This window comes from Chloroflexota bacterium, assembly GCA_018648225.1.
Taxonomy (GTDB): Bacteria; Chloroflexota; Anaerolineae; order Anaerolineales; family UBA11858; genus NIOZ-UU35.
Genome location: JABGRQ010000030.1, coordinates 1 through 15743 on the forward strand (window position 1 = coordinate 1; position 15743 = coordinate 15743).

Sequence of the window (15743 nt, forward strand, 5' to 3'; positions counted from 1 at the left end):
AATCGCACCTGGCTTATGTGATTGTCAATGTTCACACTTCCGTTGATGAATACAACAAATGTCATGAATTGAACAAATCAATGCTCCAGTTTGGAACGCGAATATTGCGAAATATTTGTATATTTTCCCCATTCTCGTTAAAGTTCAATACCATCCGCTTACGGGAATCAAAAACAGGCAGACCCAACCCCTGTCTGCCTGTTTTTGGATACTGATTTTCTAATGTTGCAAAATCTGCGAGAGGAATAGCTTGGTGCGATCTTCTTGCGGATTGGTGTAGATGTCTTCCGGTGAGCCACTTTCTACAATCTGGCCTTCATCGAAGAAGAACATGCGATCGGCTACACTGCGGGCAAAGCCCATTTCGTGAGTTACAACCAGCATGGTCATGCCGCTCTTGGCCAGTTCGGTCATTACATCGAGCACTTCTTTAATCATTTCGGGGTCAAGGGCCGAAGTCGGCTCGTCAAAGAGCATGATCTTGGGCTGCATTGCCAGGGCGCGGGCAATCGCCACGCGCTGCTGTTGACCCCCCGAAAGCTGGCCGGGGAATTTTCCGGCTTGTTCGGGGATACCCACCCGCTCCAGAAGCTGCATGGCAACTTCTTCGGCTTTTTCTTTTTTCCACTTATGCACTTGTAACGGCGCCAGGGTGATATTTTGCAACACCGTCAGATGCGGGAAGAGATTGAATTGCTGGAAGACCATCCCGGTTTCCTTGCGGATGGCCTCGATATTACGTACATCGTGCGTCAACTCAATGCCGTCAACGATGATATTTCCGCCCTGATGTTCTTCCAGGCGGTTGATAGTACGGATAAAGGTTGATTTTCCCGACCCCGAGGGGCCGAAGATCACGATGACCTCGCCTTTTTTTACTTCCATATCAATGCCGCGCAGGGCATGGAACTGCCCGTACCATTTATGTACGTCCTGGCAAACGATAATGGGGTCGTTAGTATTTAGTTCACTCATGTTATTAAACTCCTGATACAAGGTTGCAGTCGGGCTATCGTTCGCCCAGGCCCAGAGCAGTTTCCAGGCGTTGGCTGGCATACGACATACCGTAGCTCAAAATCCAGAATACGGCAGCGATAAAGAGATATACCTCGCGCGAAGTCCCAATATAGTCTGGGTTGCCGAGAACGGCTTTCCCGATGCCCAGGATGTCGAACAGGCTCAGGATCATCACCAGGGTGGTGTCTTTCAACAAGCCGATAAACTGGCTCACCAAAATCGGGATTACGGCTCGCAGTGCTTGGGGCATAATGATAAACGCCATGGTCTGGAAACCGCTCAACCCCAGCGCGTGGGAAGCTTCATGCTGCCCCGCGGGGATCGATTGCAGACCGCCGCGCACATTTTCGGCCATATAAGCCGCGCTGAAGAATGTGATTCCGACTAGCGCCCGGATGATGCTTTCGATACGAATTTCGGATGGCAAGAACAGCGGCAGCATCAAATCCATCATAAACAAGATCGTGATCAGCGGAACGCCGCGTACCGTTTCAATAAATCCAATGCTGACCCAACTAATAATGGGCAGTTTGGACTGTCGTCCTAACGCCAGTGAAACACCGATGGGGAAGGAGAACAAAATACCCAGCACCGACAGTAAGACGGTGAGCATCAGGCCACCCCAAAGCTGAGTGTCTACAACGGGGAAAAAGCCTTCGTCCCCGGTTAGTCCTCGAATAATCAGCAAACCCACCGGGAAGTAGAGTAACCAGGCAAAGATGCTGACCTTTGAAAAAGTGACTGGTCGTGATTTTGCGATCACATACCCAATCAAGCTAAAAACACTCAAGCCCAAAATTTTCAGACGGTCATCCATGCTAAAGGGTAAAACAGCCAAGAATACCGGTATTAGCAAAAGGACAAGTCCCGATAACTCAAACTTCTTTACCCAAGAACCCCATGACAGGCCAATCACCCAGGTGAGCAAGAAAAGGGCTACCCAAACGCGCCACTCTTGCTCAATAGGATAACGCCCAATCATAAAAAGTTTCAGGTTGGCAGAAATAACATCCCAACGGGCTTCACCAAAAACCCAAGTGAGGGTTGGCTTCAGCATGGCGTAAGTGAGCCAGGCGGCGAATAGTGTGAGCAGGGCGTTATACCAGGTGCTGAACAAATTCTTGTGCAGCCAGCCTAACAGGGAGTATCGCTCGGTGGGCGGCGGCAAGACTTTTGATTTTGCAGTAGTTGTCGTCATGGCTATCGCTCCACCAGTTTAATTTTCTTGTTATACCAGTTCATAAACACGGAAGTGATCAGGCTGGTTGAGAGATAAATACCCATCATCAGGGCAATTACCTCAACCGAGCGCCCGGTTTGATTGTGCATGGTTCCGGCGATGGCGAACAGATCAGGATACCCAATCGCAACCGCCAGGGACGAGTTTTTCGTCAGGTTCAGGTATTGACTGGTTAGCGGGGGCACAATCACGCGCAACGCCTGCGGAAAGACGATCAAGCGCAAGGTTTGGAACGCATTCAATCCCAGGGCACGGGAGGCTTCAATCTGTCCTTTGGAAACCGAGAGGATTCCTGCCCGAACAATTTCCCCTACAAACGCTGCGGTGTAGATCACTAAACCGGAAAGCAGCGCCAGATACTCTGGCGAGAAGGTATAGCCACCCTTGAAGTTCAACCCTTGCAGCGCTGGCAGGTCAAGGGTTAGCGGCGATTGCGGCAGGGCAATCCAGCCGATGATGGCGACAACCAGAAAGGTGATGGTTGTCCAGAGCGCCACCAGCGGCGGGCGTCCAGTGCGTTTGCCGACCAAGTTTAGCTGCCAATTCACAATAGCTGCCAGTACCAGCCCCACGCCAAGAATAATCAGATACGTGCGCCAGGTTTCAGTGGGAATACCCCACGGGATGACCATGCCGCGATTGCTGATAAAAATGGATGTTCCTATGGAGATGGCTTCTTTGACGCGTGGTAGTGTGATGAAGATGCCAGTATACCAAAAGATGAGCAGCACCAGCAACGGGATGTTCCGCAAAATTTCGAGATAGATGCTGGATAGTTTGGCGACTAGAAAATTGGTTGAGAGCCGAGCGACACCGAGCAAGACCCCCAAGATGGTTGAAAGAATAATACCGACAATACTGACTTGAACCGTGTTTAACACGGCTACCAGCACAGCCCTCTTGTTGAAATCGGCCCGTGCGTATTCGATGAGTCGTTCACCGATATCGAATCCAGCCGTCTGATTCAAAAAGGCAAAGCTAGGTGTCATCCCCTGTTTTGCCAGGGCAGTTATCATATTATTGTAAATATAATAACCAAAAACGATGACGGCGATGAGGAAGATAATCTGCCCCAATACACGCAAAACGCGCTCATCGCGCCAAAAGGGGATAGTGGCTTGTTGAGTGGTCTGTGTTTTTTCCATAGGCGAAACTCCCCGAAAGAGAAACTTGATTGAACACTAAGTTTTCTTCGTCTGAAATTGAAGCTTGCTTTGACAGATTCGGATTGGGGCATTGCCAATCTGACAATGCCCCAAAGTCCGTATTACGTATTTCGTAGACCCCCGGTTGATCGTGCTTTGTTTAGCGGAAAGGCGGAGCGTAGAGCAGACCGCCGTCGGTGTACAGGCTGTTCAAACCACGCGGGATGTAGGTGGCGGTGTCGGGGCCGAGGTTGCGGTTGTAGATTTCGGCGTAGTTACCAACCAGGCTGATTACGTTATAAGCCCAGTCGTTGCTCAGGCCCAGTTTGACGCCCAGATCGCCTTCGGCGCCGAAGAAGGACATTTCGCGAGGATTGGTGGTAGCAGCCATCATTTCGGCAGCGTTTTCGGAGGTGATGCCGTGTTCTTCAGCGAAGAAGGTGGCGAAAACGGTCCACTGGACAATATCGAACCACTGATCGTCACCGTGGCGGACAACGGGGCCGAGGGGTTCTTTCGAGATGGTCTCGTCGAGGATCATGTGATCTTCAGGAACGCTCAGCAGAGTCTGACGGGCAACCAAACCGGATTTGTCGGTGGTGTAGGAGTCGCAGCGACCTTCTTCGTAAGTGGTCCAACCGGTTTCAACATCTTCGTAAACAACCGGTTCGTAGCTGATGCCACGGGCGGCGAAGGTGTCGGCCAGGTTCGCTTCGGTGGTGGTGCCGGTCTGAACGCAGACGGTGCCGCCATCCATATCTTCGAGGGTATTGATGCCATCGGCCTTGCGGACGATGAAGCCTTGCCCATCATAGAAGGTGGTGTGAACAAAGTTGGCGCCAACTTCGGTGTCGCGGGTTAGCGTCCAGGTGGTGTTACGGATCAAGACGTCAATCTCGCCACTTTGCAGAGCCGAGAAGCGTTCCTGCGAGCTAAGGGGGCGAATTTCGTAAGCTTCAGCGTCGCCGAAAACGGCAGCCGCAACGGCTTTACAGAAATCAATGTCGAAGCCATTGTAATCACCAGCTTCATCCAGGAAACCAAAACCAGGTACGGAGGCATTGCCGCCGCAGATTACATAACCGCGTTCCTGAACAGTTGCCAAAGTAGCGCCGTAGCCAGCTTCCTGAGCGGCGTTGCCAGCGGCAACGGGCAGGCTGCCAAACACGAGGGCGAGCACCATTAATAAAGCTACAATCGGGAATAATTTTTTAGACATTTCGTACTTCCTCCTCCAAAGGGGTGTTGTTATGTTTTTGATCGAAATTTCTTGTAGGCGAACATAATAGATATATTTGCGTGCCAAGCACCTCCTAATCCTCCATGTTGATTTCTATGTTGTAATAGACGATGGAATTACTACGTGAAAAATGTAAAATACATATCACCTTAAGATTATAAAAGAAAATAAGCTATTATGACAGTCAGGTAGGCAAAACTTCCACGATTTTTTTGAATTTTTTATACTTCTATTGGTAGAATCCGGAAAATTGGCCTAATTTAAATTACATTTCATCAAAATTCATCATTTTAGGAGAACTATCCATGAAAATACTCTTGCTGGGTGTTGGGCTTCAGGGCAAAGCTGCTCTACACGATCTGGCGAATAGCGTCCAAGTTTCACACATCATCGCTGCCGATGCCAATATTGCCGCGTTGCGCAGCTATGCCAGCCAACTCAACAGCCCCAAAATTACCCCAGTTCAGTTGGATGTGCGCGATCACGCCCGCGTGCGCGAGTTGATGCGCGCGGGCGATGTTGTCATTGCCCTGCTGCCGCAAACTTTTCGCCTGGAAATGGCACGCCTGGCGATTGACAGTGGCGCGCATTATGTGGAGACTTCGTATGCTCTGCCGGAATATGCCGAACTGGGATGTTCAGCCGCGGCCCGCGGCCTGACTCTGCTGCCGGAGTTTGGCCTTGATCCAGGCATTGATCTGGTTTTGGTGGGGCGCGCCATCGGCGAGTTGGATGAAGTTCATGAACTGCACGCCTACGGAACAGGCGTTCCTGAACCCCAGGCAGCGAACAACCCTCTGAAATACAAAATCTCCTGGACTTTTGCAGGCGTGCTCGGCGCCTACCAGCGCCCGGCGCGTATGCTTAAAGATGGGCAAGTCATCAGCCTGACCCCCGGCCAGATGTTCAGCAAAGAATTTCTCCACCATGTGGATGTGGAAGACATCGGCCACATGGAAGCCTATTACAACGGCGACGCGGTCAAATATCTGGATGTTTTCGGTATCCAAGAGACCACCCGCTCCACCGGGCGCTACTCGTTGCGCTGGCCGGGGCACTCGGCTTATTGGAAAAAAATGGTCGAGTTAGGTTTTCTGAGCGAAGAGCCGCTTCAGGTGGGGGATGTTCAAGTATCGCCGCGGCAGTTCGTGCATGATCTGCTGGCTCCGCAGTTGCAATACGCCGCCGACGAGCGCGATATTGCCGCCATCCGCATCGATGTGCGTGGTCTCAAAAATGGGCAGCGCAAACGAATCATCTATCAGATGGTGGATCGCCGCGACCTGGAGACGGGTCTACTTGCCATGCAGCGTACCGTGGGCTATACCGCCAGCATCGGTGCACAGATGATCTTGAGTGGCGCGATCCAAAAACGCGGCCTGCTTGCCCCCGGCAAGGACGTTTCATCCGATGCGCTGATTGCCGAACTACAGAAACGTAATATTAACATCACTCGCTCCGAGCTGGATTGGTTAATATAAGCAACCGCAGATAGACGCGGATTTTTATTTCAGCCGCGTTTATCTGCGTCTATCTGCGGTTTTAATAGAAAATCCAGCGCGATTTGATCGATGCGCCCCTGTTCGAGATCGGTGCGGTCGTTGATATTTTCATAGGCGACCAGCAGCCCTAAGGCCTGACGTGTGGTGGCATCGTATTTACCGTGGATGTCGCCCGCGTAAAATCCCCGCTCAGCCAGTAAAATTTGTAAATTTTGCAAAATCTCGCCCTGCAGCGGCACTTGATCCGCGCGCGCGCTGGTTTCGTTGTGAATAGTGTGCAGGCGCAGCAATTCGCCGAGTTCTTCCACCGGGTTCGGCGCGTTATCCACGCGGTAATCGATCCAGCGGTCGTTGAAGCCGCCGTAACCGCCCCCAGCTTTGACGACCAAAATTGCGGCGCTCTGTTTACCGCGTTTGTCGCCCCCGGCGTGGTCCCCGGCCAGCAGGGCCGCGTACAGCCTTTGGGGGAGCAGCCCGTTGTGGCGCTCAAAGGTTTCGGCCATCGCTTCGATCACGCCTGGCCCCGCGAGCAGGTTGCCCTGTACCGCGAATCCGCTTTGGGCGTAGCCCCCGGCCCAGGGCTTGCATTCCACACCGGTGTAAGTAGCTGAACGTCCAGCTTTGTCCACGAGTCCCACCTGTCGGCGTGGACTCCCTTCATCGGCGGCGATTAATCCGGCTAAGGCTTCTTCTGCGGATTGGCCTTGTTGCATCAAAGTAAGGGCGCGTGGCCCAAAGGATGTATTGGCAAAGGCTTGTGTGGCAACCGCTCCGGCGCCAACCTGCGCCCAGGGCACGACCGAGCCGACTGCCAAAAACTTGGAGGCCACGGCCACGCCCCAGGCTTGTTCATCGGGGGCATGGGCAACAATCGAGAATGTAGCGATATTTACTGAGTTCATCACATTTTTTAACATAAGGGCGCAAAGAAGCAGAGACGCAAAGTTATTTTTTTCTTGGCATCTTTGCGCCTAAGCGACTTTGCGTTGCGCTTTTACAACTTCGGCAACTCAATTGATTGTTGGTATTGGTACTTGCCCTTTTTATCGGCATAAGAAACTTCACACTCTTCATCGGCTTCGAAGAATAAAACCTGGGCGATGCCCTCATTGGAGTAAATTTTGGCGGGCAGCGGGGTGGTGTTGGAGATTTCGAGCGTGACGTAGCCCTCCCATTCGGGTTCGAAGGGGGTCACGTTGACGATCAGGCCGCAGCGAGCGTAGGTGCTTTTGCCCAAACAAATCGTGAGTACGCCGCGCGGGATGCGGAAATATTCCATTGTGCGCGCCAGTGCAAATGAATTCGGGGGGATGATGCAGACATCGCCTGTAAAATCCACCATCGATTTGGGGTCAAAGTTCTTGGGGTCAACGATGGCGGAATGCACGTTGGTGAAAATTTTGAATTCATCGGCCACACGGATGTCGTAGCCATAGGATGAAACGCCATACGAAATTACGCCGTTGCGCACTTGTCCCGGCTCGAAGGGTTCGATCATGCGTTGTTCTTGCGCCATTTTACGTATCCAGTGGTCAGGTTTGAGTCCCATAGTGTGTTTCCTTTTTGTGGTGAGTAAATATTTTTCACCACAAAGGCACAAAGCCACCAAGAAATTTTTTTCTTTGAGCCTTTGTGTCTTCGCGGTTAGTTATTTTTTTTCGCATCAAAAGTGATCACCGTCACCATACCGGGCAGGACTTCGATCGTATAGTTTTGCAGCCCGCGGGCCACAAAGCTAATGCGGTACTGACCGGCGGGGATGTCGCCGAGAGCGAAGGCCTCCCCCCACACATCGTCGCCGTTGACCGTCCAGTCAGCGTAGCCCTCGAGGTAGTAAACGGCCAGGATGTCGCCGCTCGCCGGGTTGATCTGTTCGATGGTGATGGTGGGGATATAGATCGAATTACCATATTCGTCCACGATATGTCCGGCGATTGCCCCGGTGGGTTGTTCAGACTCATCGAGATGGGGTGACAGCCACAGTTCGGGATTGCGCGTGGCTCGATAGCTGTTCTCGCCCTGACGGACTTCGAAATGCAGATGTTCGCCAATTGCTGCCCCGGTGAAGCCGACCAGTCCGATCACATCCCCGGCGTTGACCTGCTGCCCGACTTCGGCGCGCACCTCGGAGAGATGCCCGTAGAGCGTGTAAACCGGCATTAGGTAATTAGGTAATTGGGTATCCGGGAAGGTATGTTCAATCACGACGACGTTGCCGTAAAATGCGGGAAAATCAGCCAGGGGGTCTTGATAATCGTTTCCGGCGATGATGATCAGACCATTGGCAGCGGCCAGCACCGGTGTGCCCTGCGGGTTGACGAATTCTACACCGTGGTGGGTTTTTCGCAGGCCATTGGCGGTGTTGCCGAAGCGATAGGAGGGGTCTACCACATCGACGAGATCAGGCGCGATCGGGCGCTGAAAGATAAAGTGACCCGCATGGATGCAGAATTCATCATTGCAGGGGAGCGGGGTGGGCGTGGGAGGGAGGAGCGTTGGGGTTGGGGGGTTGGGGGTAGGTGTTGAAGGTTGCAGGTTTAACGTTGAAGGTTGGGTTTCGGTCACCGAACTAATTTCGGTGGTCGCCAGTTCTTGATTTGCAGTGGTAGGCGCGCAGGCAGACAGTGTCGTCAGAAAACCAACGACGAGAAAAATCTGCCAAACCTGCAACCTGCAACTTTCAACTTTCAACTTGTAACTTTCAACTTGTAACCTGCAACCTTCAACCTTCAACCGTTTCTTCATGCTAACGCCAATCCGCCGCGCTCAGTCAGTTGCACGCGAATTTGCTTCTGCAACTCGGCGGCTTTTGCTTTGATGGCCTGGACTTCGTTGACCAGATTATCGGCAATGTCTTTGTCGTTCAAGCCTAGAATATTGATGCACACGTTATAGCCCGCGCCGCTCAGTGCAGCCTGCGCCATCGCTGCGCCAGTTCCGGCATCGGTGATGGCGTTAAGGTTGCCCACACTGACCGCTTGCAGCGCCAACTCCATTACTCGCAGGGATTTCCCCGCCACTTCCAGCGGCACTTTGGCGGCGTGCAGAGTGGCATCCTGAATAGCCTGCTCGCGGGCGGGGTCGTCCTTGGCGAGCTTGAAGGCCGCCATAATGCCGTCAAAGGCGGCTGCATCGCGCGCCACAGTGGTGGTCAGGTCGGCGCGCAGGGCTTCGGATTCGTCCAGGATGGCCTGCATTTGCGATTCCACTTCGGCGTATTTCTTTTTGCCCAGGGTCAGCCGCGCCACCATCGAGACCAGCCCCGCACCCATCGCTCCGGCATAGGCCGCGGCGGAGCCGCCCCCGGGGGTGGGGTTTCCTTCGGCGAGCGAGTCTATAAAGGTTGAAGGTTGAACGTTTAACGTTCCACGGTCAACTTGTTGAGCGGCATATAACTTTTTCTCCAGAATTTGATCCGGCTCAAACTGATCCATCTGCGTGTACCATACGGCCGCGTCGACCAGGGCATCCTGCGGAATCAGGCCGACCAACTCACTGTGACGGATACCCACCCCGTAGCGCTGTGCCTCGCGCCGGATGGTCTCTACCACCAGGGCCAGGGGCGTTTTGCGGAAATTGGTCAGGTTCATCGAAACCTGTGCCATGCCATCGACCAGCAAACCCAAACCCTTGACGTAGCGCAGCCCGCCGGATGAGTTGCGGATAGTTTTGGCGATTTTCTTGGCAATCTCAACATCGTCCGTGGTCAGGTAAACGTTGTAAGCAACGAGAAACTCGCGTGCCCCAATGACGGTCGCCCCGGCGGGACCGAGTTTTTTAGGGCCATAATCCGGCGCACGGAAGGGGTCTGTGGCGATGATCTCTTTCAGGGTTTCGTATTCGCCCTTGCGGATGACTTCCAGGCGGGTGCGGTCGGGGCGTTGGGCGGCTTCTTCGTAGAGATACATGGGAATATTGAGTTCTTCGCCCACGCGCTGCCCCACCCGGCGGGCAATTTCTACACAATCTTGCATGGTCACACCGGAGATGGGGATGAACGGCACCACATCCGTGGCCCCAATGCGGGGATGTGCGCCCTCATGCTCATCAAGATTGATGAGTTCGGCGGCTTTGGCAATACTGTGGAAGGCGGCTTCTTCCACGCCTTCAGGTGAACCCACGTAGGTGATCACGGTGCGGTTGTGATCGGAATCCATGTGATGGTCGAGTACATAAACGTCGTTCACAGCGGCAATTGAATCAGAAATCGCCTGAATCACCTCCGGGCGGCGGCCTTCGGAGAAATTGGGTACACATTCAACAAGGGGAGTAGTCATAAAAACCTCAGGGATTGGGAATCTGGCAATTGGATAACAGGGGTAATTATACCCAACCCCCAAAGGAAGCGCGTAATTCGGTTACAATTGCAGAGACAAACGCAGAATGATGAATGCGGAATGCAGAATGTTCATCACACCTGCACTTGGCACCGCAGGTACAAGTGTTTATCCTTCTGCATTCTGCATTTGCCTGGAGTTACCATGCCCGCAAAAAAAACATTCCTCGGATCGTTAGCTCGTTTGATTCTCACGCCGATGAGCCGCGCCCGCCTACCCCAAACGGATGGCACGCTGACCCTTCAAGGCCTGACGGCTCCCGTCGAGATTATTCGCGACCGTTGGGGCATTCCCCACATCTACGCCGAAAACCGCGCCGACCTGTTCTTCGCCCAGGGATTTGCCCACGCACAGGATCGTCTCTTCCAGATGGAACTCAATCGACGCACGGCGCAGGGCACGCTCAGCGAATTGTTTGGCGAAATAGCCTTTGATACCGACCGCGCTATCCGTACTTTCGGATTTGCCCGCCTGGGCCGCGTTGATTTCGAGCGCGGCGCGCCCGATGTCAAAGACGCTCTCACGGCCTACGCTGCGGGCGTGAACGCCTTTATGGCGCATCCCAAATCCAAACTGCCGGTGGAGTTCACTTTGCTGGGGCATAAACCTGCCCCCTGGCAGCCCGAAGAGAGCGCCCAGTTTGCGCGTGTGATGATCTGGCAGCTCTCCCATGCCTGGCAGGGTGAAATTTTACGGGCTGAGATCGTCGAAAAAGTTGGCCCGGAACACGCCGCCGAGTTGGAGATTCATTTCCCGGCGGGCAACCCTCTGACGTTGCCACAGGGTATCGAATTCAATGCCCTCGACCCCGATGGCCTGCTGCGCAAAATCCCCAGCCCGTTTCTCGACCGCGGCAAGGGCAGTAATGCCTGGGCCGTTTCGCCGCGTCGCAGCGCTACCGGCGGAGCTGTCTTGAGCAACGACATGCACCTGGCGGTCAGTATGCCCTCCCTGTGGTACGAAACTCACCTGCACGCCCCCGATTTTCACGTCACCGGGGTTAGCCTGCCGGGTGTACCGATGATACTTGTCGGCCACAACGAGCGCATTGCCTGGGGCATGACGTTAGCCTTCATCGATGCCGAAGACCTGTATATCGAGCAGTTGGATGCCGAAAACCGCTATCTGTACAAAGATGAATGGCATGCTGCCGAAATCATCGAGGAGCCGATCCGCGTCAAAGGGCGCAAAGAGACGCATATTGAGCGCGTCATCGTCACCCGCCACGGGCCAATCATCTCGGATGTGGTCGGCTACCCGGCGCAAAAAGTTGCCGTGCAGTCGATGGCTTTGCAGCCGGTTCCCGCTCTCGAGGGTTGGCTGCGCCTCAACACAGCTCGCGGCTGGGATGATTTTGTCGAAGCCATGCGCTGCATTGAAGCCCCGCAACTCAATGTAGCTTACGCGGATGTTGAGAATAATATTGGCTATTGGGCCAGCGGGCGCGTGCCGGTGCGCGCCAAAGGCGATGGCAGCACCCCCGCGCCGGGTTGGACGGGCGAATTCGAATGGGTGGGCGAAGTGCCATTTGAGGCGATGCCCCACGCCCTCAACCCCGAGCAAGGCTATCTCGTCACCTGCAATCACAAAGTTGTCCCCGATGACTACCCTCATTTTCTCGGCAATGTCTGGATGAACGGCTACCGCGCCCGGCGGTTGTCGGACCTCATTGAGGGGCAGGATCAACTCAGTTTGCAGGATCACGCCCGTTTCCATCGGGATTTCACTTGCTTGCCGGGGATCGAACTCCAAGCGCGGCTCAAAGATTTCCCTGTTCCCGAAGGGGGGGATGCGACGCGTACTCTTGAGTTGTTATCTGCATGGGATGGAATTCTCGCCCCGGAGAGCGTTGGCGGTGCGGTATATGAAGTCGTGCGCTACACCCTGGTGCGCAATCTGTTTGTTCCCGGCCTGGGTGCGGAACTTTCCACGCGCGTCATGGGCGAGGGCTTCCATCCGTTGTTGATGCATTCCAATGAATTTTTCGGCCACGATACGGTTGTGCTGCTGCGTATGCTCGCCAACCCCGACTCGTGGTGGGTGCAGCAGGCTGGTGGATACGAAAACTGGGTTGGGCGCAGTTTGGCAGAAGCGATTGCCTGGTTGCGAGAAACTCTCGGCCCCGACGAAAGCGACTGGGCTTGGGGCAATTTCCATAAGGTCAATTTTGAGCATCCCCTCGGAGCGCAGAAACCCCTCGATCAGGCCTTCAACCGCGGCCCCTATGCAATTGGTGGCGACGCCGACACTCCCTGCCAGACGGCTATGGCTCCCGGCGCTCCCTACAACAACCGCGCCTGGTCGCCCACTTTCCGCCAGATTGTTGATATGAAAGACCTGAGCCAATCGCTCTCGATGCACCCGCCCGGACAATCGGGTCAGCTTGCCAGCCCGCATTATGACGATCTCGCCGAACTCTGGCTGAATGTTGAGTACCACCCCATGCTGTGGACACGGGCGCAGGTGGACGAAGCCTCACAGCACACTTTGGTATTGAAGCCTTAAAAAATGCAGAGTGCAAAATGATGAATGCAGAATAGAAACCGACATTCTGCATTCACAATTCATCATTAACTATGAACCCTCCTCCCATTTGGCCCATTTCCAATATTGTCGTTTTTGATTGCGACAGCACCCTCAGCACTATTGAGGGCATTGACGAACTCGCCCGTATGACCGGCCACGAGCACGATGTCGCTTTGCTAACCAAAAAAGCGATGGAAGGCGATATTCCCCTCGAAGCGGTCTACGGTCATCGCCTGGTGACGGCCAACCCCACCCAGGCACAGGTGCAACATATTGCCCAGCTTTACCGCGAAACCGTGATTCCTGATGCGAAAGCTGTAATCGACGCACTGCAAACATCGGGCGTTAAAGTCTTCATCGTCAGTGGCGGATTGATCGAGCCGGTGCGCGATTTCGGCGTCTGGCTGGGTGTGCCGCGCGAGCAGATTTTTGCCGTAGATATGGAATACGATCAGCTTTCTGGGCCGTGGTGGCGCTATTGGGAGCATCCCGGCGGCCGCAATCCCCGCGCTCAGTATATGGATATCGAAGCCAATCCGCTGACGATGATGGGTGGCAAGAATCAGATCGTAGCCCGTATCCGCGCCGCCTACCCCGGACGCGTGTTGATGGTCGGTGACGGCCTCTCAGATATGGAAGTGCAATACGATGTCGATTTGTTCGTTGGCTTTGGCGGGGCGGCCTTTCGCCAGCGTATCGCTGATGAGTCACCCGTCTACATCCATACCCTAACACTTGCCCCCATCCTGCCGTTGGCATTGGGTCAATTGGGCAATACATCCCAGACTGCCCTCCTGTGGGCCGATGGTTTGCAGCGTATCTATACCGATGAAGTCACCTTCCGCAACCCCGAAACCCGCGCCGCGTTTTTGCACGCGCTGAAGCGGTAAAAACTATAACGCAACGACGCAAAGGAACAATACCCTAAGGGCACAGGCGACGCAAAGCTTTGATATATTTTTCTTTGTGTCCTGGTGTCTTAGCGACTTTGCGTTAATGCCTTGAGATACTTATGACCTTCCACATTCTCATCACTGACCAACTCGACTCCCCCGGACGTGCTATTTTACACGCCGTTGACGATGTCATCATCAGCGGGCCGTTTGAAACCCGCGCCGAGATATTGGCCGCGCTCCCCGAAGCCGATGCCGTGATTGTGCGTGCCTCCACCCGCGTTGATGCAGAATTCCTCGCCGCGGCTCAAAAGCTGCAAGTGATTGCCCGCGCCGGAGAACGCATCGAAAATATTGACGTTGAGGCTGCTACGCACCGCGGCATTCTGGTGTTGAACGTGCCCGATGTCAATGTCACCGCGGTCGTCGAACATACCTTTGGCTTGTTGCTCTCGCTGGCACGCAGTATCCCCGCCGGGCATAATGCCATGCGCCGTGGAGAGTGGCCGCGGCATGAAATGCGCGGTTTCTTGCTGGCCGGGAAAACCCTGGGGATTATTGGCTTTGGGCAAACCGGGCGCGCTGTAGCCATCCGTGCTCAGGCTTTTGACATCAATGTGCTGGTCTATGACCCGTATATCGATCTTTCCTTCGCACGTCAGCAGGGCGTCGAGATTGTCAACTTCCCCGAATTATTGGCGCGGGCCGATATTCTCAGCCTGCATACGGCCTACTCGGCACAGACTCATGCCATCATGGATGCGGATGCCTTTACGCAGATGAAATCCGGCAGTTATCTGATTAACTGCACGCATCCCGGCCTGATCGATGAAACCGCTTTGGTGCAGACCCTCGAGAATGGTACCCTCGCCGGGGCGGCGCTTGACCAATTTTCGGTCGAACCACCCCCACCCGACGCGCCGCTGCGCCTGCATCCCAAAGTTTTGGTCACGCCCCATTTGGGCGAGAATACGGTTGAATCCCAGCGTCAGACTTCTGTTCAAATTGCTGAAGATACCCTGGCGGCGCTGCGCGGCGAAGATTATCGCAACGTAGTCAATTTGCCATTCACGCCCGAAACGCCCTATCATGCTGTCAGGCCGTATATTCATCTGGCCTCGAAGTTGGGGAAGTTGCAGGGACAATTGGCCGATGGCTGGATTACGCGCATTGAAGTAGAGTTGCTCGGTGAAGGATTGGACGGGTTGATCCGCCCGGTGGCGGCTGTGTTGCTCAAAGGCTTGCTGCGTCCGGTGGATTGTTGCACTGTCAACTGGGTTTCTGCCCCGATGTTGGCCCACGAGCAGGGCATTACTACGGCGCAGGTCAAAGGTCTGGTCGATCAGGCCGATTATCCCAACCTGATTGCCTGCAAAATTTATTGGGAGGGCGGCGAACGCATCGTGGCGGGGGTGTTATTTGGCAATGGTGAAGCGCGGCTGGTGCAGTATGATCAGTTTGAAGTGGATGCCTACCCCGAGGGCTATGTGCTGATTTTAGAGAATGATGATATCCCTGGCGTGATCGGCAAGGTGGGGGATCGCCTGGGACGCGGCAAAATAAATGTGGCCCAATGGCGCTATGGGCGCGAACGACCTGGGGGCCAGGCGGTTTCTTTTATCAACATCGACGATCCTGTTCCCGCGACCCTGCGCGCCGAATTCGAAAGCGAACCCGAAATCCGCCGGGCGCGGCTGGTACATTTATAAAACTCATTTAGTTTCTATAAGGAAACCAGGAATACAGGAATTTTTTCTTGGTTTCCTGGTTTCCTTATTCACTACTCCTCACAACTCGAACTTTTGTTCGTATAATACATCCAACTTTCAACCTTCAACCTTCA

12 protein-coding genes are annotated in these 15743 nt (G+C 54.2%); 4 read left to right on the forward strand and 8 right to left on the reverse strand.

What is annotated here, in order from left to right; translation table 11 throughout:
• Positions 1–219: 219 nt before the first annotated feature.
• The 4 genes from HN413_01285 to HN413_01300 all read right to left on the reverse strand — a co-directional run bounded on the left by HN413_01285 (position 220) and on the right by HN413_01300 (position 4621).
• On the reverse strand, positions 220–975 hold the full coding sequence (locus tag HN413_01285) for an amino acid ABC transporter ATP-binding protein (protein MBT3389023.1): 756 nt from the start codon (positions 973–975) through the stop codon (positions 220–222).
• A gap of 34 nt (positions 976–1009) precedes the next feature.
• Positions 1010–2215, reverse strand: a complete 1206-nt coding sequence (locus HN413_01290; GenBank protein ID MBT3389024.1) for an amino acid ABC transporter permease — start codon at positions 2213–2215, stop codon at positions 1010–1012.
• 2 nt (positions 2216–2217) lie between these two features.
• Positions 2218–3402 (reverse strand): ABC transporter permease subunit, encoded by a 1185-nt coding sequence (locus HN413_01295; protein MBT3389025.1) that lies wholly within the window; start codon positions 3400–3402, stop codon positions 2218–2220.
• A 160-nt stretch (positions 3403–3562) separates the two neighbouring features.
• Positions 3563–4621, reverse strand: a complete 1059-nt coding sequence (locus tag HN413_01300) for an amino acid ABC transporter substrate-binding protein (protein ID MBT3389026.1) — start codon at positions 4619–4621, stop codon at positions 3563–3565.
• A 326-nt stretch (positions 4622–4947) separates the two neighbouring features.
• Here HN413_01300 and HN413_01305 point away from each other — a divergent pair, with 326 nt between their 5' ends.
• A complete protein-coding gene (locus HN413_01305) occupies positions 4948–6123 on the forward strand; it encodes a hypothetical protein (GenBank protein ID MBT3389027.1) in 1176 nt (391 codons plus the stop codon).
• A gap of 29 nt (positions 6124–6152) precedes the next feature.
• Here the strand turns inward: HN413_01305 and HN413_01310 are convergent, their stop codons facing one another.
• The 4 genes from HN413_01310 to ftcD form a co-directional block, all read right to left on the reverse strand.
• Entirely contained in the window at positions 6153–7046 is an 894-nt protein-coding gene (locus HN413_01310; GenBank protein ID MBT3389028.1) for a DUF1028 domain-containing protein, read from the reverse strand.
• 92 nt (positions 7047–7138) lie between these two features.
• Positions 7139–7693, reverse strand: a complete 555-nt coding sequence (locus HN413_01315; GenBank protein MBT3389029.1) for a dCTP deaminase — start codon at positions 7691–7693, stop codon at positions 7139–7141.
• Positions 7694–7788: 95 nt separating this feature from the next.
• Complete coding sequence (locus HN413_01320; protein MBT3389030.1) at positions 7789–8889, reverse strand: M23 family metallopeptidase; 1101 nt, start codon at positions 8887–8889, stop codon at positions 7789–7791.
• A complete protein-coding gene (gene ftcD, locus HN413_01325) occupies positions 8886–10421 on the reverse strand; it encodes a glutamate formimidoyltransferase (protein ID MBT3389031.1) in 1536 nt (511 codons plus the stop codon). Before ftcD ends, HN413_01320 begins: the two co-directional genes overlap by 4 nt.
• Before the next feature lie 204 nt (positions 10422–10625).
• On the opposite strand from ftcD, the gene HN413_01330 reads away from it, so the two are divergent.
• The 3 genes from HN413_01330 (at position 10626) to HN413_01340 (ending at position 15609) form a co-directional block, all read left to right on the forward strand.
• On the forward strand, positions 10626–12986 hold the full coding sequence (locus HN413_01330) for a penicillin acylase family protein (GenBank protein MBT3389032.1): 2361 nt from the start codon (positions 10626–10628) through the stop codon (positions 12984–12986).
• Positions 12987–13057: 71 nt separating this feature from the next.
• Positions 13058–13897, forward strand: a complete 840-nt coding sequence (locus HN413_01335) for an HAD-IB family phosphatase (protein ID MBT3389033.1) — start codon at positions 13058–13060, stop codon at positions 13895–13897.
• Between the two features lie 122 nt (positions 13898–14019).
• Complete coding sequence (locus HN413_01340; protein MBT3389034.1) at positions 14020–15609, forward strand: phosphoglycerate dehydrogenase; 1590 nt, start codon at positions 14020–14022, stop codon at positions 15607–15609.
• Positions 15610–15743 lie beyond the last annotated feature (134 nt).